At 71.2% G+C, this 20593-nt stretch carries 17 protein-coding genes; 11 read left to right on the top strand and 6 right to left on the bottom strand.

All coding sequences use genetic code 11. The features are described 5' to 3' along the window. The first annotated feature begins 644 nt into the window (after positions 1-644). The 4 genes from OWM54_RS30460 to OWM54_RS30445 all read left to right on the top strand — a co-directional run bounded on the left by OWM54_RS30460 (position 645) and on the right by OWM54_RS30445 (position 3946). Entirely contained in the window at positions 645-1070 is a 426-nt protein-coding gene (locus OWM54_RS30460) for a YeeE/YedE family protein (RefSeq protein WP_267699766.1), read from the top strand. Continuing rightward, a complete protein-coding gene (locus tag OWM54_RS30455; protein WP_267699765.1) occupies positions 1067-1486 on the top strand; it encodes a DUF6691 family protein in 420 nt (139 codons plus the stop codon). The genes OWM54_RS30460 and OWM54_RS30455 overlap by 4 nt, the downstream gene beginning before the upstream one ends. A 186-nt stretch (positions 1487-1672) precedes the next feature. After that, positions 1673-3256 carry an HsdM family class I SAM-dependent methyltransferase gene (locus tag OWM54_RS30450; RefSeq protein ID WP_141333196.1) on the top strand — a complete coding sequence of 528 codons (1584 nt, stop codon included), beginning with the start codon at positions 1673-1675 and terminating at the stop codon, positions 3254-3256. Between the two features lie 105 nt (positions 3257-3361). After that, positions 3362-3946 (top strand): superoxide dismutase family protein, encoded by a 585-nt coding sequence (locus OWM54_RS30445; protein WP_223781703.1) that lies wholly within the window; start codon positions 3362-3364, stop codon positions 3944-3946. Positions 3947-4019: 73 nt separating this feature from the next. On the opposite strand, the gene OWM54_RS30440 is transcribed toward OWM54_RS30445, so the two are convergent. The 3 genes from OWM54_RS30440 to OWM54_RS30430 form a co-directional block, all read right to left on the bottom strand. Then, a complete protein-coding gene (locus OWM54_RS30440) occupies positions 4020-5609 on the bottom strand; it encodes a serine hydrolase (RefSeq protein WP_267699764.1) in 1590 nt (529 codons plus the stop codon). 86 nt (positions 5610-5695) lie between these two features. Continuing rightward, the gene (locus OWM54_RS30435) at positions 5696-7975 is read right to left on the bottom strand and encodes a glutamine amidotransferase (RefSeq protein WP_267699763.1); all 2280 of its coding nucleotides are present in this window, start codon (positions 7973-7975) and stop codon (positions 5696-5698) included. A 28-nt stretch (positions 7976-8003) separates the two neighbouring features. Next, complete coding sequence (locus OWM54_RS30430) at positions 8004-8762, bottom strand: DUF4159 domain-containing protein (protein WP_223748044.1); 759 nt, start codon at positions 8760-8762, stop codon at positions 8004-8006. A 57-nt stretch (positions 8763-8819) separates the two neighbouring features. Between OWM54_RS30430 and OWM54_RS30425 the strand changes: the two genes are divergently transcribed. The 4 genes from OWM54_RS30425 (at position 8820) to OWM54_RS30410 (ending at position 12988) form a co-directional block, all read left to right on the top strand. Continuing rightward, positions 8820-9083 carry a DUF2379 family protein gene (locus OWM54_RS30425; protein ID WP_223748043.1) on the top strand — a complete coding sequence of 88 codons (264 nt, stop codon included), beginning with the start codon at positions 8820-8822 and terminating at the stop codon, positions 9081-9083. Between the two features lie 71 nt (positions 9084-9154). Beyond that, the gene (locus OWM54_RS30420) at positions 9155-9865 is read left to right on the top strand and encodes a hypothetical protein (RefSeq protein WP_223748042.1); all 711 of its coding nucleotides are present in this window, start codon (positions 9155-9157) and stop codon (positions 9863-9865) included. A 93-nt stretch (positions 9866-9958) separates the two neighbouring features. Then, positions 9959-11398 carry a hypothetical protein gene (locus OWM54_RS30415; RefSeq protein ID WP_267699761.1) on the top strand — a complete coding sequence of 480 codons (1440 nt, stop codon included), beginning with the start codon at positions 9959-9961 and terminating at the stop codon, positions 11396-11398. A gap of 21 nt (positions 11399-11419) precedes the next feature. Continuing rightward, positions 11420-12988, top strand: a complete 1569-nt coding sequence (locus OWM54_RS30410; protein ID WP_267699760.1) for a beta-ketoacyl synthase N-terminal-like domain-containing protein — start codon at positions 11420-11422, stop codon at positions 12986-12988. A 31-nt stretch (positions 12989-13019) separates the two neighbouring features. Here the strand turns inward: OWM54_RS30410 and OWM54_RS30405 are convergent, their stop codons facing one another. Both OWM54_RS30405 and OWM54_RS30400 read right to left on the bottom strand, forming a co-directional pair. Continuing rightward, positions 13020-13565 carry a hypothetical protein gene (locus OWM54_RS30405; RefSeq protein WP_267699759.1) on the bottom strand — a complete coding sequence of 182 codons (546 nt, stop codon included), beginning with the start codon at positions 13563-13565 and terminating at the stop codon, positions 13020-13022. A gap of 87 nt (positions 13566-13652) precedes the next feature. Then, positions 13653-14768, bottom strand: a complete 1116-nt coding sequence (locus tag OWM54_RS30400; RefSeq protein ID WP_267699758.1) for an RNA polymerase factor sigma-32 — start codon at positions 14766-14768, stop codon at positions 13653-13655. Positions 14769-14836: 68 nt separating this feature from the next. Here OWM54_RS30400 and OWM54_RS30395 point away from each other — a divergent pair, with 68 nt between their 5' ends. Then, positions 14837-17266 (top strand): DEAD/DEAH box helicase, encoded by a 2430-nt coding sequence (locus OWM54_RS30395; protein ID WP_267699757.1) that lies wholly within the window; start codon positions 14837-14839, stop codon positions 17264-17266. 130 nt (positions 17267-17396) lie between these two features. On the opposite strand, the gene OWM54_RS30390 is transcribed toward OWM54_RS30395, so the two are convergent. After that, positions 17397-17894 carry a helix-turn-helix domain-containing protein gene (locus OWM54_RS30390; RefSeq protein WP_267699756.1) on the bottom strand — a complete coding sequence of 166 codons (498 nt, stop codon included), beginning with the start codon at positions 17892-17894 and terminating at the stop codon, positions 17397-17399. Between the two features lie 93 nt (positions 17895-17987). Between OWM54_RS30390 and OWM54_RS30385 the strand changes: the two genes are divergently transcribed. Further along, positions 17988-19217 (top strand): Glu/Leu/Phe/Val family dehydrogenase, encoded by a 1230-nt coding sequence (locus OWM54_RS30385; RefSeq protein WP_223748035.1) that lies wholly within the window; start codon positions 17988-17990, stop codon positions 19215-19217. 127 nt (positions 19218-19344) lie between these two features. Continuing rightward, positions 19345-20562, top strand: a complete 1218-nt coding sequence (gene ilvA, locus OWM54_RS30380; RefSeq protein ID WP_223748034.1) for a threonine ammonia-lyase — start codon at positions 19345-19347, stop codon at positions 20560-20562. Positions 20563-20593 lie beyond the last annotated feature (31 nt).

The raw sequence follows: 20593 nt of genomic DNA, 5'->3' as shown, positions 1-20593 counted from the left end.
GGCCACCCCTGAGTCACACGCGTGCGCCACGTCGTCGAGCGCCGGCTCAGGGAGACCGTCGGCCGCGCCTGATTCACGCGCGTGCGCCACGTCGTCGAGCGCCGGCTCAGGGAGACCACCTGCCGCGCCACGGGCGCATCGAGCGACACGCGAGCCCCTTCCGCGCGCCTCCTTCCGGCGCTCCCGTGAGCAGTCAGCGCGCGCCACCGGGTAGAGCCATGTCGACAGCCGCGCCTGCTCCCGGAACGCCGTCACCAGCGTTTCCCGGAGCAGGTCCCTGGAGCCGCACAGGCGCAGCAGCCCGAAGCCGTGCACCGGGGAGGCTCATCGGGCGAGCAGCGCCTCCCGGTCCCCCCGCGTCGCCGCGGAGACGAGCACCGCGTCGCCGCGGAGACGAGCACCGCGTCGCCGCGCCCCTTCGCCCTTCGTCTCACCACCGCGGCCCTGTCCTCTCCGCGCGTCGAGGCCCCGAGGGAACCCGCGCGCCATGCCCGCCTGCCTGGGAGCACCCACCCGCCTCAACACGGGCCCTTGAATGCTTTTCCCGGAGGCGGGCTCTCACATCCTGACCGGTGGCGTGCCACGCTCCTGAGCCGGTCGCACCCGCTTGCCTCGATTCTCTTCCTCGTCAGGTGCCTGCATCGATGAACACGTTCCTCCTTCCGCTCCTGGGCGGTGTCCTGCTGGGCCTGGGCGCGGCCCTCCTGCTCCTCTTCAACGGCCGCATCGCCGGCATCAGCGGCATCGCCGGTGGGCTCTGGGCGCCCGCGTCGGGTGACACCGGGTGGCGCGTGGCCTTCATCGGCGGGCTGATGCTGGGCGGCGTGGTGCTCGCGGCCGTGCGGCCGGAGGTGCTCGGCGCGCCGGTGCTCACTGGGGTGGCCACCCCGCTCATCGCCGGGCTGTGCGTGGGCTTCGGCGCGCGGCTGGGCAGCGGCTGCACCAGCGGCCACGGCGTGTGTGGCCTGGCGCGGGGCTCCAAGCGCTCGCTGGTGGCCACGCTGACGTTCATGGCGGCGGGCGCGGCCACCGTCTTCGTCACCCGGCATCTCGTGGGAGGTGCGTCATGAAGCAGGCCCTCACGGCGGGCGCCGCGGGGCTGCTCTTCGCGCTCGGCCTGGGCGTGGGCGGCATGACGGACCCGGCGAAGGTGGTGGGTTTCCTCGATGTGGCGGGCGCTTGGGACCCCAGCCTCGCCTTCGTGATGGCGGGCGCGCTGGGCGCGTACGCGCTGGCGCGCGGGCTCATCCTCCGCCGCGCGGCCCCCGTGCTGGCGGACACCTTCCCGGAGGCGACCTCCGCCTCGGTGGATGGACGCCTGGTGGCGGGCGCGGCGCTCTTCGGCGTGGGCTGGGGCCTGTCGGGCTACTGCCCGGGACCGGCCCTGGTGGTGTTGCCGGTGGGCGGACTGACGGTGGCGCTCTTCGTGGTGGGGATGGTGGCCGGTATGGGCGTGTTCCGCGCCCTGGTGAAGCAACCTGGGTGAGCAGGCTCATCACACACAACCCCCACGGGTGTACGGTGCGGGCTGAAGTCACGCATTGCGGGGCACCAAATCTCAGACTTCCGGGCATGTGAAGTGATTGGGACATCACATCCGGACATTTGAGTGCGTTTGCAAAGCTTTGAGTGGATCACCGCGAGGGGCGGGGGTGGCTAGGATGACTCCTCAATGCCACGCGCCGCGAATAGGTTGCTGGACGTCGACGAAGAGAAGCTCGTCCACCAGTTCCCCGGAATCGACCGCAAGGCGGTGGGGGCGTTCTTCACGCCCGCGCCCCTGGTGGAACGCACGCTATCGCTCGCGATGGCGCACCTGGGAGCAGGGCCGCTCACGGTGATTGACCCGGCTTGTGGAGCCGGGGCCTTCCTGTCGGCGGCCTCGAAGCTCTGGCCCGGAGCCCGCCTGTGCGGCCTGGAGCTGGACCCGGCCGTGGCCCGGCTGTGTCAGGCCCGCGTCCCCGAGGCGGACGTGAAGGAGGGCGACACGCTGCGAGGCGGGCTGGAGCCCATGCTCGCTGCCACGCCGCCCGAGCACCGCGAGCTGTGGGTGGGCAATCCGCCCTACAACGGCACCTCGCCGGTGCTGAAGGACGCGGGCGCGTACGCGAAGCTGCGTGCCTTGTTGCCGCTGGCGCTGCCGCCGGGCACCAGCCTGCGCGACGACTTCGCCTTCTTCCTGCTCGTCGCCGCGCACCGGCTGTCCACGCGGCCCGGCGTGCTCGCCTTCATCACGCCCGCGAGCCTGCTGGACGCGTTCCTCTACGCCCCCCTGCGCCAGTCGCTCTTGCGCATGCTGACGCTGCGCGAGGTGGTGGACCTGGGGCCGGGCGCCTTCGCCGGCACGCAGGTGCGCACGTGCATCACCGTGTGGTCCTCGCTGCCGGGCCACGTGGACCCGCCGCGCTTCGAGCGCCGGGGGGCGTGGCAGCACTTCACCCCCGAGGCGCCCGAGTGGCGGCTGGCGCCCACGACGCCGGAGGCGAGCGCGTTGGACGCGCGGTGGAGCGCGGAGGGCGAGCCGCTCACCACGCTCGTCCCCGTGAGCCTGCCCGGGGTGAAGACGCGCTTCGACGAGCTCCTGGTGGACGCGGACCCGGAGCGGCTGCTCGCGCGCATCCGCGCCTTCGCGGCGTCCTCGCTGGACGACCTGCCGGACTTCGCGCGGGTGCATGGGCTGTCCGAGGAGCTGCTCCCGAAGCTGCGCGCGCTGAAGGTGGGCCCCGCGCTGGAGGTGGACGCCAGGCACCTGCGGCCCTTCTTCCGGTATGGCGGCGCTCGGCACCGGGGCACGCTGCCTCCAGAAACGCGGGCGTACTGCTACCTGGACCGGCGGCTGATTCCGCGCGGAGACCACCGGCTGCGCGGGCCGTACGACCCGCACGTGGGCGCGGTGAAGCTGCTCTTCAACGTGCGAGAGCTGCCCCTGTCCGCGGCGCTGCTGCAGGAGGAGGGCTGCGTCCACGACCACCGGCACGCGCGCTTCGCGCCGCTGTTCGTTCCCAAGCGGCTGCGCGACGAGGGCCTGCGCGTGACGCGCTCGTCCGCGTCCGCCGAGGAGCTGGGGCCGCTGGTGCCCAACCTGTCGCCGCGAGGCCTCGAGTGGGCGGAGACGCTGGGAGGTCCTGAGGAGGCCTTCAAGGCCATCGTGCGATTCCTCAACGGCCCCGAGGTGCAGCGCACCTGGGCACCGGCCTTCGGCGCTTCACGCGTGGTGCCGGTGCCGCTGGTAGTGCCACCCATCGGACAGGAGTGAGGAGGCGGTGGGCGGCCCGCATGGTTTCCCTGCGGGCTGCGCGGACAACCGCTAGTGTCCACCTTCGCTGAGCAGCATTTCCCCTCTGGAGGAGGACCCCGACCCATGAAGATTCGCGCGCTGCTGACCGCCACCGTTCTCACCGCCGCCGCGCCCGCGCTGGCCCAGGCCCCCGCGGCGACGCCCCCCGCGCCCGCCCAGGCCGCCCCCGCCGCCGCGGCGCCGGCGAAGAAGGAGGCGCCCAAGGGCGAGACGGCGAAGGCGACGGTGAAGGACGCGCAGGGCAAGGACGTGGGCGAAATCACCTTCGAGCAGGCCAAGCAGGGCGTCCTCATCAAGGGCACGCTGCACGACCTGCCCCCCGGCCAGCACGCCTTCCACATCCACGAGACGGGCAAGTGCGAGGCGCCGGAGTTCAAGACGGCCGGCGCGCACTTCAACCCGACGAAGAAGGCGCACGGGATGATGGCCCACAAGGGCAAGCACCTGGGCGACCTGCCCAACCTCTACGTGGGCCAGGACGGCAAGGTGCAGTTCGACACGTTCGCCCAGGGCGGGCTGACGGTGAAGTCGCTGTTCGACAAGGACGGCTCGGCCGTCGTCGTCCACGTCAAGGAGGACGACTACGCCACGGACCCGACCGGTGACGCCGGCGGTCGCCTGGCGTGCGGCGTGGTGGAGAAGCAGTAGCGGCCCGATTCACCCGGTGACGCGCCCGTCTGGCATTGCTGGCCGGACGGGCGAGTCCCAGAGCGGCCCCTCTTCAGGGCACGGGCTTCGCGACGGCGTCAGGCGCCTTCTTCACGGGCGTGAAGCGCAGGTCCTGGAAGTCGAAGCTGAAGTCGGTGAGCGGTGAGACGGGCTGCATGCGCATCTCCCCCACCGCGCCGTCGGGCTTGAGCGAGAAGGACACGAACGCGTCCGCGTTGAGCGAGCGGTCCTTCCAGCGCGCGACGAAGGTGTCGTATTGCCAGTGCTCCACCTCACCCACGAGGCCCGGCGTCCGGCTGAAGCGCAGCACCAGCTTGTCCGCCTCCCGCGTCAGCGTCACGTCGCCGTACCACGCGTCGCGGAACGTGCCGGTGTACGCGTCGAGCGGGAGCGACGGCTTGCTCTGGGCGTTGCGGCTGCCGCGGAGCCCCGCCACCTGGGCCTCCGCCTTGGCGCGCTTCGCGTCGTCATCCGCCTTGAACGCGGCCACCCAGTCCGTGGCGGGCCCGCCCATGAACGCGTCCAGCACCGTCCACATCGGCGCCTCGATGGCCCCGCGCTCCTCCTGGTTCGTCAGCACCGCGACGCCCAGGTTCAGCTCCGGCACCAGCATCACCCGCGAGTAGTAGCCCGGCAGCGCGCCGCCGTGGCCCACCAGCTTGTGGCCCTTGTAGTCGCGCAAGGACCAGCCCAGCGCGTACGCGGCGAAGTTCGCGCGCAGCCCGGCGAGCGGCTTGGACGGCTCGGTGACGTTCATCACCGTCTGCGCCGCCCACATCTCCTTCGACTGCGCCTCGCTGAACAGCCGCTTCTTGCCGTCCGTCCCCGGAATCACGCCCAAGGCCAGCTGCGTCATCATCCACTTGGACAGGTCGTTGACGCTGGAGTTGATGGCCGCCGCGGGCGCGTTGTTCTCGAAGCCCATGGGCGAGATGGCCTTGAGCACCCCGTCCGCCTTCGCGTGCGGCGTGGCCACGTTGCCGCTCACGCGCAACGCCTTGAAGAGCGTGCTGCTGTCGCGCATGCCCACCGGCACGAAGATGCGCTCACGCACGAAGTCGCGCCAGTGCCGGCCGCTCACCTTCTCGATGACCTTGCCCGCCACGAGGTAGAGGATGTTGTCGTACGCGTACTTGCTGCGGAAGCTCGACGCCGGGGGCAGGTGGCGCAGCTTCGAGACAATCTCGTCCTCGGTGAACGTCGACTGCGGGAAGTAGAGCAAGTCCCCCGCGCCCAGCCCCAGCCCGCTGCGGTGCACGAGCAGGTCGCGAATCGTCAGCTCGCGCGTGACGTACGCATCGTGCATCTGGAACGACGGCAGGTGGTCCACCACGCGGTCATCCCACTGCAGCTTGCCCTCCTCGACGAGCATGGCCAGCGCCGCCGCCGTGAAGGCCTTGCTGTTGGACGCGATGCCGAACAGCGTGTCCGCCGTCACCGGCGTCTTGTCCCCGAGCTTGCGCACGCCATAGCCCTTGGACAGCACCACCTTGCCGTCCTTCACCACGGCCACGGCGATGCCGGGCACGTCGAAGGTCTTCATCGCCTTCTCGAGGGTGGCGTCGAAGTCGGTGGGCAGCGACTGCGCGAAGGCCGGGGACAGCGGAAGGACGACGAGGAGTAGCGCGAGGACGTGACGCACGAAGGGCTCCAGGAAGGGGCTTGAAGGTCCCCTCTCTACCGCACCTGGCGAACACGCCCCAGCCGCCCTTGTTCCGGGCTGGCGCGTCAGACGTAGCCGAAGCGGCGCCGCGCGAACCACTCCGCGCCGAGCAGCCCGATGAGGGCCACCAGGTAGTACCAGCGGTCCCACAGCGGCTGGTCCTTGGCGCGGCCCACCTCCACCACGGGCGGGTCCAGCAGCGGCACGTCCGGCAGGCTGTCCTGGGGCAGCTTGTACGCCTTGCCGCCCGTCACCTTGGCCACCTGCTCCATCAGCTCCGGCCGCACCGACGCGTCCGACAGCTCCGGGCCCACGGCGCGCACCGCCACCGCGTCCTCGCCCTGGCCCAGCTCCGTCTCGCCCTTCTTCGCCGTGGCGAGAAGCTTGTAGGGGCCCGGCTCCGGCGGCGCGAACTCCAGCCGCACCACGCCGTCCGGCCCCGTCGCCCCCGTCTGCACCGCCACCGGCTTCTGCGCGGCCACGGAGAACAGCTCCACGCGCACCTGCGCGTCCTGCGCCGGCTGGTAGTCCGCGCTGCGCGCCTGCACCACCACCGCCACCGGACGCCCCGGCTCCACCGAGGGCGGGTCCGCCGTCACCTTCAGCGTCGTCAGGTCCGGGTCCCGCACCAGCCAGCGCAGCGCGTTGCCCCAGAAGCGGTCATACGCGCGGCTGGGAGAGCCATCCCGGTGCGCCGCGAAGGCCCAGTACCACGACGCATCCGTGGCCATCACCAGCGCGCGCCCCCGGCCGTAGTCCCACACCGCGACGAGCGGCGCGTTCTTCCCGTCCGAGGTGAGATGCGGATGCTCCAGCAACACGGTGGCGCCCTGCCGCGCGCGCGTCAGGTTGATGCCGGGGATGGGCGGCAGCTCGCCCCACGCGGCCTCGGTGCTGGAGGCGCCGGTGCCGATGGCCGTCACCGGGTGGCGCAGGCCCTCCGGCGTCAGGCGCGCGGTGAACGCGTCCAGGTTGGCGGGGCCCGCGGCGGCCACGGGCAGCGCGTCCATCAGCGTGGGCATGGTGGCGCGGCCCTCGCCCAGCACGCTGTCGCCGCCAATCATCACGAAGGCGCCGCCGTTGTGGATGTAGCGCTCCAGGTTGCGCTCGTACTCGGCGATGGACAGCGACGGGTCCGAGTGCCCGAAGTTCTGGAAGATGACGACGTCGAAGGTGTCCAGCTTCGTGTCGAAGATCTCCTCCATGGGGAACGGGATGAGCGACAGCTCCCGGTCGTTCGACGTCCCCGGGTCGTCCGACAGCGTGCGCAGGATGTAGAACGAGATGAGGTCCACGTTCGCGTCCTGCTTGAGCAGCCCGCGCAGGTAGCGCTCGTCCCACGAGGGGCGGCCCACCACCAGCAGCACGCGCACCCGGTCCCGGATGACCTTCAGCGTGAAGGAGCGGCTGTTGTTGTCCGCCACCGCCTCGTCCGGGAAGGTGGGCACCGACACCGTGTAGACGAAGCGGCCCGTCTGGTCCGGCGTGAAGGTGAAGGACACCGGCTTCACGTCGTCGTTCGTCTCCAGGCGCACCGTCTTGGTGGCCACCGTCTTGCCCTCCTGGCTGAGGACGACGGGAATCTCCTTGCCCCGGAAGCCCTTGCCGTGGATCTCCGCCTCCACCGTGAGCGAGTTGCGCACGAAGGCGAAGTCATCGACCTTCAGGCCCTCAATCGCCAGGTCCTTGAGCGCCTCCTGGCCCACGGTGAAGGTGGACACCGGCACGCCCAGGTCCGCGAGCGCCGCGCGCGCGCGGCCCACCACGCCCGCCTTCAGCTCCGCGTTGTCCGCGCCGTCGCTGAACAGCAGCACGCCGGACAGCTTGCGAGCGCCCTGCCCCGCCCCCGCCGACGCACGCAGCGCGGCGAGCAGGTCCGTGGTGCCCGCCCGGGGCGGCTCCTTGGCGAGCGACGCGGGCGTCACCGGCGAAAGCTCCGGGTCCACGCCGTACATCTCCACCGTGAAACGGTCCTGCAGCGCCGCGAACGCCGGGCCCGCCTTCTCCAGGAACGCGGCCACCTGCGCGTTGCGCGTGGGCCCGCCCGGCTCGGTGGGAAAGCCCATGGACGCCGAGCGGTCCACCAGCACCGCCACCCGGTTCTTCATCCGCGCGACCTGGAGGTGACGGATGCCAGGCTCCAGCAGGAAGAAGAGCGCGGCCACGCCCGCGCCCACGCGCAGGGCCCACAAGAGGATGCGACGGCCACGCGCGGGCTCGCGGCGCACGCCCCAGGCCGCCAGCCCCACGCCCAACAGCAGCCCGAGCGCGAGGAACACCAGCGCCCACGAGGGCAGCGGAGAGAGGCTGACGAGCTTCCAGGCGTTGAAGGTGGGGGAGTTCATCCAGGCTCTTGAGGTGAGGCCCTTCGCGTCAGCGCCGCTTGTTGAGGATGAGCTGCAGGTGGACCGCGTCGTCCTTGTAGTCCAGGCAGAGCGCGTACATGCAGACGTTGATGCCCAGGCGCACCGCCAGCTCGCGCTGCGGCTCGCCGCCGGGGCTCACGTCGAACTCGTAGTCGCCCGTCTCGTTGCGGCTCCACGCCCCCGCCACGTCGTTCTGCGAGTACAGCACCGCGGCGCGCTTGCCCAGGTTGGCCGCCAGGAGCTGCGGCTTGTTGAGCAGCCGCCCGGGCGCCGCGTCCAGCATGAAGAAGGACTTGAACACCACGTGCGTGGAGGGCACCTCGGTGAGCGGGCTCTGCGGCAGCACGCGCCGCATCTCCCGGCGGAAGCTGGCGTCGAAGCCGTCCCCGTCGCTGCCGTCGTTGGCGTCCGCCAGCATGAAGCCGCCGTACGTCAGGTAGCGGCGCAGGTTGGTCACCTCCGCCTCGCTGAGCGCGGGGAACGCGCCGTCGCCGCCGAAGTACAGGAAGGGGTACTCGAAGAGGTCGGGGCTGCTCAGCGCGAACGGGCGCGCGTCCGGCACCACCTCCACCGAGGTGCGCCGCTGCAGCTCCCACGCAATCCGACGCAGGCCCGACAGCCGCCCGTCCCAGCGGCCGCCGTGCTTCGCCACCGCGGGGATGAAGCGGTTCTTCTCACCGAAGGCGCGCGCACGCCCAGACAGCAGCGGGACGAGCGCGGAGGTGCCGAGCAGGAGGTTTCGTCGGGTCAGGCGCCGCGCGGACATAGAGCGCATCTATATACCGTCGACGGGTGCTCGCATTCCCCGGTATACAGCGGGCCCATGGCGAAAGGCGGACAGACGCCCGAGCCGCCCGGCGCCCCCGAGGTCCGCGCGGCCTGGGCCCTCAAGGAGGCCGGTGACGTCGCCGGGGCCCGACGCCAGGCCGAGCGTCTGTTGGCGAGCAATCCGGCCCCCCAGGACCGCGCCCAGGCCGAGGAGCTCTTGCGCCGCACGTCCACGCCCCGTGCCCTCTACGGCTTCGCGGCGCTGGGGGCCGCCGTCTTCGTGGTGCTGCTGCTGTTGGCGCTGAAGCGCTACGCTTAAGCTACATCGTCGGCGCCCGCGCCCCTCGGGGGCGGCTCGAGCCGCGCCGCAATGCGAAGGAGTCGGAAGTCATGGAAGGCCTCCTCCAGGCACTCAGGGCCTATCAGGAGTTCAATCCGTCGGGCTGGGTCGCCATCTACCGGCTCCTGCCGATGTGGGCGGGCATCGTCTGCTGTGTCCTCGGGGTGACGCTGCTCTTGGTCGGCGGAGGCCCCCGGGTGTTCCGGGTGCTCGCCGGCCCCATCGGCGCGCTGCTGGGCCTGGTGTGGACGGGCGCGGTGGCCGTGAAGCTGGGCCTGCCGGACCTGGACCCCCGGGCGCCGTCCATCGCCGCGGGGGTGCTGCTGGTGCTGGGCTTCCTCTTCCCGCCCGCCATCACCTTCGTGGGCCTGGGCGTGCCGCTGGGCCTGGTGGCCGGGCAGATCGCCGGCCCGCAGGACTTCCTGCTCGGCTTCGCGCCGGGGTTCATCATCGGCGGGCTGGTGGGCGCGCTCCTGCACCGGGTGGTCAGCGCGCTCGTCGCCTCCGCGGCGGGCGGGTGGGTGCTCGTCATCGGCGCGCTGGCGGCGCTGCACCAGTTCGGCAGCCTGGTGGAGGCGGTGGCGAGCCGTCCCTGGGGCGTCATCGTCGCGGCGGGCATGTTCGCCATCGCGGGCTCCGTCTACCAGCTGGCCATGCGCCCCTCCCCCGAGGAGGCCGACAAGCAGCGCGCGGAGAAGGAGCGCGTGAAGCTGCGGCAGGCGGAGCAACGGGCGCTCGAGAAACGTTGGGGGGTCAAGTAGCCGGCCTCCCCCGGTCGTCGGCCGTGCTTTACCTCCACCCGGGTGGCGCGTAGATTCCGCCGCCTTTCCCCCCGGAAAACCCCCAAAGGATTGATGGGCCAGGCCAGGCGCAAGGAGAAGGAGAAGCAGGAGTCCCCCCCGGAGCCATCCCCCGGGCAGGAGCCCCTGGCTCAGGGAGCCTGGGTGAAGCCCGAGGGACTGTCGCGCCGGGGCTGGGCCGTGCTCGTCGGCCTCATCCTCGTCATCCAGTTCCCCCTCATCCACTACGTCCTCTTCCGCGGTGACGCGGAGGTGACGGCGACAATCCCCTACACCCAGGACTTCAGCGACCCGGGCGTGGTGAAGCGCGACTTCTTCACCACGGGCGGCTACTGGCGGGTGATTCAGGGCGAGCTGCTGGCGCCGGGTGTGAAGAACAACCCGCTGTGGCTGCAGGCGCCGCTGCCGGACGACGTGGCGGTGGAGCTGGACGTGCGCTCGGAGCTGCCCGAGGGCGACATCCGGGTGGAGCTCTTCGGCAACGGCGTGGACCCGGCTTCCGGCTACGTGCTGATGCAGGGCGGCCAGAACAACTCCGTGTCGGCCATCGCCCGGCTGGACTTGAACGCGCCCACGCTGGACGCGCTCCAGCGCCGCGCGCAGCGCAAGGCGGAGTCGTCGGGCGGCGCCGCGGACCTGGCTTCCGTGTTCAAGGACGACACCCGGGTGAAGGTGGAGGCGCGGGGCACGCCGGTGCAGGCGGGCCGCACGTACCACTGGCGCATCGAGCGCCGGGGCACGCTGTTGCGCTGGTCCATCGACGGGGAGCTGTTCCTGGAGCTGGATGACCCGCGCCCGCTCAAGGGGCCGGGAAACGACAGGCTGGGCCTGTCCGGCTTCGAGTCGCAGATCTTCTGGGACAACCTGCGCGTGGACACGCCGGACCGGCTGCCCGCCAAGGTCGCGGCCGCGACGCCGGCCATCCCCCCGGGTCCGTACGCGGACGACTTCGAGCGCGACACGCTCGGCGACGCGTGGAACGTCACCAACCCCACCGCGACGCGCATCGTCGACGGCGCGCTGGTGGTGGAGCAGCTCCACAACCGCCCCGTGTGGCTCAAGCGCCCTTTGCCCCGCGACGCGGTCATCGAGTTCGACGCGTGGACGGACAGCCCGCAGGGCGACATCAAGGTGGAGGCCTGGGGCGACGGCCGCTCGTTCTACGCGGGTGATTTGCGGCTGCAGTACACCGCCACCGGCTACGTGTTCATCTTCGGCGGCTGGAAGAACACCCAGTCCGCCATCGCCCGCAGGAGCGAGCACACGCCCGACCGCGTCACGCGGGATGGGGCCGCGGTGGTGCCGGGCAAGCGCCACCACTTCAAGCTGACCCGCCGCGGCGACACCCTCGCCTGGGAGCTGGACGGCCAGCCGTTCCTGACCCTCAAAGACGCCACGCCCCTCGAGGGCTCGCGCAACCAGTACTTCGGGTTCTCGGGCTGGCAGACCCGCGTCCACTTCGACAATTTGAAGATTGAGCCGCTCGCCCCCTAGCGGCCCAAGGAAAGTCACACCGTGCGCAGAGTTGGCATCTTCGGCTGGGGCGTCGTCGCCCCCCGGTCCAGGAACATCGAGGCGTTCGAGAGGAACCTCGCGTCCTCCGAGAGCTGGCTGTCCCCCTTCAACGGCTTCGGGCCGGACAACTTCCTGGTCGGTACGCCGGACTTCCAGCTGGCGGACTACAAGCCGTGGATCGACGAGCGCTTCCCCGCCAACCGCTTCTCCCAGCTGGAGCGGAAGATGGGGCAGCCGACGCAGTTCGCCATCGGCGCGTTCATCCAGTCGCTCGCGCAGAACCCGGGCCTGGAGCAGGAGCTGCAGGCGCTGGGGCCCCGCGCGCACGTCTACGTGGGCACGGGCCTGGGCGACCTGCCCACCATCCAGTCCATCTCATTGGACCTGTACCGCGCCCAGCGCCGGTGGGACCGCTTCTGGGCGGCCCCCGAGCGCAACGCGGTGCTGCGCCAGTGGCTGGAGACGCGCGAGCCCGCCGAGGGCGTGCCGCCCGAGCCGTCCACGGTGGACGAGGGCGTGCGCGACGAGGCCGAGGACGCGTGGTGGCACTACTGGACGGGCCGCTCCACGGAGCTGCGCGAGTACCTGGCGGAGCTGCGCGACATCGAGGCCATCGGCGTGCCGGACGGCGCGGACGTGGAGTCCGCGAAGCTGGCCGTCATCAAGGAGAAGCGCACGCGCAACGGCCGGCTGCAGAAGAAGTGGAACGCGCCCGAGCCGCCCTGGAACGCCGTGTCCTCCAACGTGCTGTGGAACATCCACAACACGCCCGCCTCGCAGATTTCGATGCTCGGCCGCATCACCGGCATGACGTTCGCGCCGGTGGCCGCGTGCTCGTCGTTCGGCTACGGGCTGAAGCTGGCGATGAACGCCCTGCAGCTGGGTGAGGCGAAGGCCGTCGTCATGGGCATGACGGACGCGGCGCCCAACCCGCTCGTCGTGGGCGGCTTCTACAACGCGCGCGTCATCTCCGCGGACGCGGCCATCTCCAAGCCCCTCACCGCCCTGCGCGGCACGCACATCGCGGGCGGCGCGGTGGTCTGGGTGCTGGGCGACTACGACTACTTCACGGCCAAGGGCTTCAAGCCCCTGGGCATGGAGCCCGTCTCCGTGGGCGTCACCGCGGACGCGGACCACATCATCACCCCGTCCAAGGAGGGCCCCACGCTGGCCATCCGCGAGGCGCTGGCCCAGGCGGGCTGCGGCCCCGCCGACGTGGGCAGCTGGGACCTGCACGCCACCGCGACGCCAGGGGACTACCTGGAGGTCCAGAACCTGCGCGACGTGATGCCGGAGTCGGTGCTCATCACCGCGCGCAAGGGCACCTTCGGCCACGGCATGTCCGCGGGCGGCGGCTGGGAGCTGACGGCGCAGTACCTGGGCTACGGGCGCGGGCAGGTGTTCCCCACGCCGCTGAAGAAGACGGAGCTCAACCAGCAGATTTCGCGCGTCCACGGCCACTTCGTCTTCGACGAGGCCCAGGCCGCGCCCGAAGGCTGCGCGGGCAAGCTGTCCATGGGCGTGGGCGGCATCAACGCCTGCGTCATCTCCCGCCCCTGGAAGAAGTGACGCGCCGGGCGGCGCTGGGAGGGCCCCTGCCTCAGGGGTACTCGAGCGCCGCCTGCTGCGCCAGCCGGCCGGCCGCGTCGGGCTCGATGCGCCGCAAGAGCTCCAGCTCCAGCTCCAGGTCCCGCGCGTAGTTCTGCTGCGTGGGCAGCACGCCGGTGGTGTTGGCGTTGGCGCGCGCCACGGCCTGCTCCTCCTGCGCGCGGGCGGAGCCTCCCTGGGCGATTCGCTGCTCCACGTTGCCCCCGCCGATGGCCTGCGACATCCGGTTGCCGCGCATCACCCGGAGGATGCTGCCGCCGTTGGGCAGCGTGTGGCCCTCAATCAGGAAGCGCGAGGACGACGTGGGCCCCAGCGTGCCGCCCCCCGCGTCGCGCCACTCCGTCTCCAGCACGTAGCGGCCCGGCATCTCCTTCCAGGAGTAGCCCTCCTTCTGGAGGTGCGCCTTCACCTCCGGCCACAGGTCCGGCAGCGTGCGCTGGTAGACATGGCTGGCCGCCTTGTCGCGCTGGTAGTTCTCCCGGAGCGAGCGGGAGCACCCCGCCAGCAGGCACAGCACGACGACGAGCAGACTGCGCATGGAGCAACCTCCGACCCGCGGAGACGGGGGCGCCCAGCATAACGCCCCCACCTCTCCACCGGGCAGCCCCCCGCCCGGGCCGGTCCGTCAGCTCTTGGGCGTGGCCACCAGGTCGAAGTCCGGGATGTGTTCGCGCATGAACTCCCGCATCCGCGCAATCAGGGCGGCCTCAATCTGACGGGCGCGCTCGCGGCTGACGCCGTACTTGTCGCCGATGTCCTGCAGCGTCAGGGGCTCGTCGGAGGTGAGGCGGTTCTCGAAGATGAAGCGCTCCTTGCCCTCCAGCGTCCGGGAGAACTCGGCGAGCTTCTCGCGGAACAGGGCCTTGAGCTGCTCGGCGCCCAGCCGCTCGTCGGCGGGCACCGCGCCCGACGGCAGGTAGCGGTCCGCGCGCGTGGCCCGCGAGCCCTCGTCGTCCCCACCCAGCGGCGCGTCGATGGACACCTCGTCGTGCCCCAGCCGCTGGTCCATCTCCATCACGTCCTGCTCGGAGACGTTGAGCCGCTCCGCCAGCAGCTTGGGGCTCGCCTCGAAGCCCTGGGCGATGAGCTTCTCCTGCTCCTGGCGCAGCTTGAAGAAGAGCTTGCGCTGGGCCTCGGTGGTCCCCAGCTTCACCATCTTCCAGTTGTCCATGATGTAGCGGAGGATGTACGCCCGTATCCACCAGGCCGCGTAGCTGGAGAGCTTCACGCCCCGCTCCGGGTCGTACTTCTTCACCGCCTGCATCAGCCCGATGTTCCCCTCCTGCACCAGATCCAGCAGGGACAGGGGGTTGCGGTGGTACTCGTGGGCCAGCTTCACCACCAGCCGCAGGTTGGAGGCCACCAGCCGGTACGCCGTCCTGACGTCCCCCGTCTCGCGGTAGTGCCGCGACAGGGCCAGCTCCTCCTCGCGCGTCAAAAGGGGGTGGCGCGTCACCTCGGCCATGTAGGCCTGCAGCGGGTCCCGGTTGGACAGCCCCGACTCGCTCGCCCGGGCCAGGGCCTGGGCGGGCGCGGGCCGGGGAGCGGCCTCCTCCTCGGGCTCCACGTCGGTCAGCTCGGCCTCGTCCGGCTCCAGGGAATCCGGGTCTGGGGAGGCCTCCACCCCGGTGTCCTCGACCTCGGCGTCGACGGTATCCGCCCTGGCGGGGGCGCTCGCGGGCGCCCGCTTCGCCCGGCGTCCGGGCGACGTTCCTTTGGTTCTCTTCCCTCCACTCGCCATCGGCTCTCCATACCCCAAAGTGCCGCGATTGTTGCCAGAGGGTAATGCAGGGGCTATGCCCCTGCTTGATGAGCGACATCCAAGAGCCCACCGCGCCGGGCAGCCCGGCCACTGACGAAGCCCCGACGCGTCCCGCCGAATACATCGCGGACATCGGCTTCGACGACATGAATCTGTCCGAGCCCCTCCGCCGCGCGCTGGCGGAGCGCGGCTATACCCACCCCACCCCTGTCCAGGCGCGCGCCTTCCGGCCCGCCATCGAGGGAAAGGACCTGATTGTCCGCAGCAAGACGGGCACGGGGAAGACGGCCGCGTTCGGCCTGCCGCTGCTGGAGAAGATTCCCGCGGATGAGAAGCGCGTGCGCGCGCTCATCCTCTGCCCCACGCGCGAGCTGGCGCTGCAGGTGGCGGAGGAGCTGACGCTCCTGGCCAAGTACAAGGGCGTGAAGGTGGCGGCCATCTACGGCGGCGCCTCCATGAAGCAGCAGGAGGACGCGCTCGAGGAGGGCACGCCCATCATCGTGGGCACGCCCGGCCGCGTGTTCGACCACATCAACCGCGGCAACCTGAAGCTGGACGGGTGCGACCACGCGGTGCTGGACGAAGCCGACGAGATGTTGAACCAGGGCTTCTACGAGGAGGTCACCCGCATCCTCGACCGCCTCCCGAAGTCGCGCCAGGTGCTGCTCTTCAGCGCCACCGTCCCCACGGACATCCAGAACCTCATCGCCCGGTACACGACGAACGCGGAGACGCTCTTGCTCTCCGGCGACGTCTTCACCGTGGAGCACATCCACCACGTCCGCTACGACGTGTCGGACGCCTTCCCCAAGCCGCGCAACCTCATCTACATCCTGGAGAAGGAGGAGCCGCCCAACGCCATCATCTTCTGCAACACGCGGGATGACACGGCGCTGGTGACGGCGGTGCTCAACCGCAACGGCTTCGACGCGGAGCTGCTCAACGGAGACCTGCCGCAGAAGGAGCGCGAGCGGGTGATGGGCAAGGTGAAGCGCGGCGAGGTGGCCTTCATGGTCGCCACGGACATCGCGGCGCGCGGCATCGACATCTCCGGGCTGGAGTACGTCATCAACTACTCGCTGCCCGAGGACCCGGCCGTCTACCTGCACCGCGTGGGCCGCACGGGCCGCATCGGCAACAAGGGCACGGCCATCAACCTCTTCTCCGGGCGCGAGCTGGCCACCTACACCGCGCTGGAGAAGAAGTACGGCATCAAGTTCGACAAGCAGGAGATGCCCGCCCCCGAGGAGGCGATGCGCCTGTGGACCGAGCGCCACGTGCGCGAGATTCAAGAGGCCGCCAGCGGCTCGGTGTTCGAGGGCTTCCTGCCGCTCGCCGCGCAGCTGAAGAACCGGCCCAACGCGGATGACCTGGTCGCGTTCCTGCTCAAGTACTTCTTCAGCCATCTGCGCATGGAGAAGGTGCAGGCGGCGCAGGAGTCCGAGCGCCAGGCGCCCGCGCCCGAGCGCAAGTCCAGCGGCGGCGAGGGCCGGCGTCGGGACCGCGAGGAGCGCGGTGGCCGGGGCGAGCGTCGCGAGCGCGAGGACCGTCGCGAGCGCGGTGAGAAGCCCATGGCGCGCCCGGAGCACCCGGACCGCGAGCGCCGTCCGCGCCGCGACGAGCCCCGGCGGGAGCGTGACTCCGGCCGTGGCGGCGCCGCCGCGCTGGAGGCGGGCCCCGGCGAGGCGAAGCTGTGGGTGAACCTGGGAACCGCGGATGGCCTGGGGCCGGGCAGCATCGCCACGGCGCTGGAGGACGCGGGCGCGCCCCTGGGGAAGGTGGTGCGCGCGGAGTTGCGGCCCACGTTCGCGTACGTCTTCGTCGCGGAGGAGGACAGCGCGGCGTTCGAGACGCTCAACGGCAAGCAGCACGGGACGAAGACGCTGCGCGTGGAGAAGAGCAAGCCGCGCACCGAGCGTGAGCCCGGCACCCGTCCGCCCCCGTCTCCGGACGCGGGCCCCGGCGAGGTGAAGCTGTGGACCAACCTGGGCATGGACGACGGGATGGACGAGGCGAAGCTGCCCGCCGCCCTGGAGGCCGCGGGGGCTCCCGCCGGCAAGGTGCTCAAGGCGCTGCTGCGCCCCACCTACGGCTACGCGTACGTGGCCGAGGCGGACGCGGCGGGCTTCGAGGCGCTCAACGGCAAGCAGCACGGCGAGAAGGTGCTGAAGATTGAACGGCACCGTCCGCGCGGCTCACGCGAGGAGCGTCGCCCGCGTCACGAGGCGCTGCCGGACCTGCCGGGCCAGGTGCGCCTGTGGGTGGGCCTGGGCAAGCAGGACGGCCTGGACGAGGCGGGCGTCACCAGCGCGCTCGAGGCCGCCGGGGCTCCGGCCGGCAAGGTGGTGCGCATGGACCTGCGCCCCACGTACGCGTACGTGTTCGTCGCGGACGAGGACGCCGCGGGCTTCGAGGCGACGCACGGCAAGCAGCACGGTGAGCGCACGCTGAAGGTCGAGCGCGCTCGCAAGAAGTAGTCACACCGCATGGGCGTCCGGCGGGCTTTCGGGCCATGCCGGACGCCATGGGCGCGGAGGGCTCGGACAAGGGCCCCGCGCGAGGCGTGCCGCGCGTCAGTCCCAGGCGGGCCGTGCGCCAGCCCTCCTCTCAGGATTCCTCGGACGCGGCGGCCTTCCTGCGCCGCTCCCGGTGGTAGTGCGCGGTGCACAGGCCCCGGGCCAGCACGGGCCGCTCGCAGCCCGCTTGCGAGCACGGGACGGGCTCGGGCCGCGCGGGCCGCGTCGCCGACGGGCCGCCGCTGAACATCACCTCCGCCACCTCGAGCAGCCGGTCCACGTCCGGACGGGAGAGGTGACGGGTGCGCGCGAAGCCCTCCAGCCGGTGGCCCCCGGCGTCGTCCACGTCCTCCACCCGGAGCAGCTCCCACAGGGGCATCTCCAGCGCGGAGGCCACCTGGAGGAGCGTCTCGTAGCTGGGGCTGCGCTCCCCGCGCTCCAGCAGCGACGCGAAGGACACGGAGATGCCGCACCGGACGGCGAAGTCCTCCTGGGTGAGGCCCCGGCGCTCCCTCAGCGCGCGAATCCGTCGGGCCAGGCCCTGCAGGTGTCCGTTCACCGTGGAAGCATCCGGGGGACCGGGTGACATGGCAGTTTCCTATGGTAGCGCACCCCTTCTGTTAAGGTCTCGCGCGCGGTGCGGGCCCACCCGGGTCCACCGCCACCAGGAGCCCTGCGAATCATGAGCGCCGTCGAGGGTACCAACTACTACTTCCGCAAGGCCGCGCGGATCATGGACGTGGGAACCCCCATCGAAACGCTGCTCGCCACGCCCCTGCGCGAGGTGAAGGTCCAGGTCTCCATCGAGATGGACTCCGGGGAGATTCGCACCTTCCTCGGCTACCGCATCCAGCACGACAACAGCCGCGGCCCCATGAAGGGCGGCCTGCGCTACCACCCCGCGCTGAACCAGGACGAGTCCTCGTCGCTCGCGTCGCTGATGACGTGGAAGACGGCCGTGGTGAACGTGCCCTACGGCGGCGCCAAGGGCGGCATCGCGTGCGACCCGTCGCAGCTGAGCCTCAAGGAGCTGGAGCGGCTGACGCGCAAGTTCGTCGACCAGATCCAGGACGTCATCGGTCCCACGCGGGACATCCCCGCCCCCGACGTCAACACCAACCCCCAGGTGATGGCTTGGATCATGGACCAGTACTCGCGCTACCACGGCCACTCGCCCGCCGTCGTCACGGGCAAGCCGCTGGAGCTCTACGGCTCCAAGGGCCGCGAGGCGGCCACCGGGCGCGGCCTGTTGTACGTGTGCCGTGAAATCCTGAGGGATTTGGGCCTGCCGGTGAAGGGCACGCGCTTCGCGGTGCAGGGCTTCGGCAACGTGGGCAGCCACACCGCGCAGCTGTTGTGGGAGGACGGCGGCGTGGTGGTCGCCGTGGCGGACGTGCTGGGCGGCATCCGCAACCCCGCGGGCCTGGACATCCCGTCGCTCTTCGAGCACGTCAAGCGCACCGGCACGGTGACGGGCTTCACGGGCGGCACGGCGTGCACCAACGAGGAGGTGCTCGCGGCCGACTGCGAGGTGCTCATCCCCGCCGCGCTGGGCCACGTGCTCACCCGCGACAACGCCAACCATGTCCGCGCGCGGCTCATCATCGAGGGCGCCAACGGCCCCACCCAGCCGGAGGCGGACGAAATCTTCGAGAAGCGCGGCATCTTCGTGGTGCCGGACGTGCTCGCCAGCTCCGGCGGCGTCACGGTGAGCTACTTCGAGTGGGTGCAGAACCTCCAGCACCTGTCCTGGGAAGAGGACCGCGTCAACGCGGAGCTGGAGAAGACGATGAAGGAGGCCTACGAGCGCGTGGCGCAGATTGCCCGCTCGCGCAAGGTCTCCATGCGGACGGCGGCCTACATCCTCGCCATCGGCCGGGTGGGCAAGGCCACCGTGCTGCGCGGCATCTGATACTCCGGGCGCCCGTCCGTCCCCCGGGCGGGCGAGCCTGCCGCATCGCGGCAACGCGTCGGGGCCCCAGGTCCGGTGCAGGCTGTCCCTTCCGCCCGGGGCGCGCTTCCGCTAGACGCGCACGCTCATGGTCACCCTCCAGGACATCCTCACCGCGCGGGAGCGTCTGCGCGACGCCATCCGGCCCACGCCCTGCCCCGCCTCGGACTACTTCACCGAGCGCACCGAGTGCGGCGCGGTGTACTTCAAGCTGGAGAACCTCCAGCGCACCGGCGCCTTCAAGGAGCGCGGCGCGCTCAACAAGCTCTTGACGCTGTCGCCGGAGGAGCGCCAGCGGGGCGTCATCGCCGCGTCCGCCGGCAACCACGCGCAGGGCGTCGCGTACCACGCGCGCCGGCTGGGGGTGAAGGCCACCATCGTCATGCCGGAGCGCACGCCGCTCATCAAGGTGTCTCGCACGCGCGACGACTACGGCGCGCGCGTGGTGCTCAAGGGCACCAACTACGACGAGGCCTACGCGGAGGCGCTGCGCATCCAGCAGGCCGAGGGGCTGGTCTTCGTGCACCCCTTCAACGACCCGCACGTCATCGCGGGCCAGGGCACCATCGGCCTGGAGCTGCTCGAGCAGTGGCCGGACGTGGAGGTGGTGCTGGTGCCCATCGGCGGCGGCGGGCTCATCTCCGGCATCGCCTGCGCGCTGAAGGAGAAGAAGCCCGGCATCCAGGTCATCGGCGTGCAGACGTCCACCATCGACAGCATGAAGGCCTCCGTCGCGGCGGGGAAGCTGATGGAGCTGCCGGCGGCGGGGACCACCATCGCGGACGGCATCGCGGTGAAGCGGGTGGGCGAGCTCACCTTCGAGATGGTGCGCAGGTACGTGGACACCATCGTGTCGGTGGACGAGGAGGAGATCGCCGCCGCCATCCTCACGCTGCTCGAGCAGGAGAAGAGCGTGGTGGAGGGCGCGGGCGCGGTGGGCGTGGCCGCGGTGCTCAACGGGCACGTGCCCCAGGCGAAGGGCAAGCGCACCGCCATCATCCTGAGCGGCGGCAACATCGACATGAACGTCATCAGCCGCATCATCGAGCGGGGCCTGGTGAAGGCGGGCCGCCTGGTGCAGCTCGAGGTGCGGCTGCCGGACCGGCCCGGCATGCTCGCGCGGCTGACGACGCGCATCGCGGACCTGAGGGCCAACGTGGTGGACCTGCACCACGAGCGCGCCTTCTCCAAGGCGGGGCTGGGCGAGGCCATGGTGGAGGTGACGCTGGAGACCACGGGCCCCTCTCACATCCGCGAGCTGGAGCAGGCCCTGGAGGAGCTGGGCTGGCAGGTGGCCCGGAAGTAACGGGAGGGGGCCTTGCACGCGGCCCGAGGGG

The sequence above is a fragment of the Myxococcus sp. MISCRS1 genome (genome assembly GCF_026626605.1).
Lineage (GTDB): Bacteria > Myxococcota > Myxococcia > Myxococcales > Myxococcaceae > Myxococcus > Myxococcus fulvus.
This window is presented reverse-complemented; position numbering and strand designations above follow the sequence as displayed.

What these genes read in the sequence shown, in the direction of transcription:
- OWM54_RS30460 (WP_267699766.1), top strand. Translation starts at nt 645, where the DNA reads ATGAACACGTTCCTCCTTCCGCTCCTGGGCGGTGTCCTGCTGGGCCTG.
- OWM54_RS30455 (WP_267699765.1), top strand. Translation starts at nt 1,067, where the DNA reads ATGAAGCAGGCCCTCACGGCGGGCGCCGCGGGGCTGCTCTTCGCGCTC.
- OWM54_RS30450 (WP_141333196.1), top strand. Translation starts at nt 1,673, where the DNA reads ATGCCACGCGCCGCGAATAGGTTGCTGGACGTCGACGAAGAGAAGCTC.
- OWM54_RS30445 (WP_223781703.1), top strand. Translation starts at nt 3,362, where the DNA reads ATGAAGATTCGCGCGCTGCTGACCGCCACCGTTCTCACCGCCGCCGCG.
- OWM54_RS30435 (WP_267699763.1), bottom strand. Translation starts at nt 7,975, where the DNA reads ATGAACTCCCCCACCTTCAACGCCTGGAAGCTCGTCAGCCTCTCTCCG.
- OWM54_RS30430 (WP_223748044.1), bottom strand. Translation starts at nt 8,762, where the DNA reads ATGTCCGCGCGGCGCCTGACCCGACGAAACCTCCTGCTCGGCACCTCC.
- OWM54_RS30425 (WP_223748043.1), top strand. Translation starts at nt 8,820, where the DNA reads ATGGCGAAAGGCGGACAGACGCCCGAGCCGCCCGGCGCCCCCGAGGTC.
- OWM54_RS30420 (WP_223748042.1), top strand. Translation starts at nt 9,155, where the DNA reads ATGGAAGGCCTCCTCCAGGCACTCAGGGCCTATCAGGAGTTCAATCCG.
- OWM54_RS30415 (WP_267699761.1), top strand. Translation starts at nt 9,959, where the DNA reads ATGGGCCAGGCCAGGCGCAAGGAGAAGGAGAAGCAGGAGTCCCCCCCG.
- OWM54_RS30405 (WP_267699759.1), bottom strand. Translation starts at nt 13,565, where the DNA reads ATGCGCAGTCTGCTCGTCGTCGTGCTGTGCCTGCTGGCGGGGTGCTCC.
- OWM54_RS30400 (WP_267699758.1), bottom strand. Translation starts at nt 14,768, where the DNA reads ATGGCGAGTGGAGGGAAGAGAACCAAAGGAACGTCGCCCGGACGCCGG.
- OWM54_RS30395 (WP_267699757.1), top strand. Translation starts at nt 14,837, where the DNA reads ATGAGCGACATCCAAGAGCCCACCGCGCCGGGCAGCCCGGCCACTGAC.
- OWM54_RS30390 (WP_267699756.1), bottom strand. Translation starts at nt 17,894, where the DNA reads ATGTCACCCGGTCCCCCGGATGCTTCCACGGTGAACGGACACCTGCAG.
- OWM54_RS30385 (WP_223748035.1), top strand. Translation starts at nt 17,988, where the DNA reads ATGAGCGCCGTCGAGGGTACCAACTACTACTTCCGCAAGGCCGCGCGG.
- ilvA (WP_223748034.1), top strand. Translation starts at nt 19,345, where the DNA reads ATGGTCACCCTCCAGGACATCCTCACCGCGCGGGAGCGTCTGCGCGAC.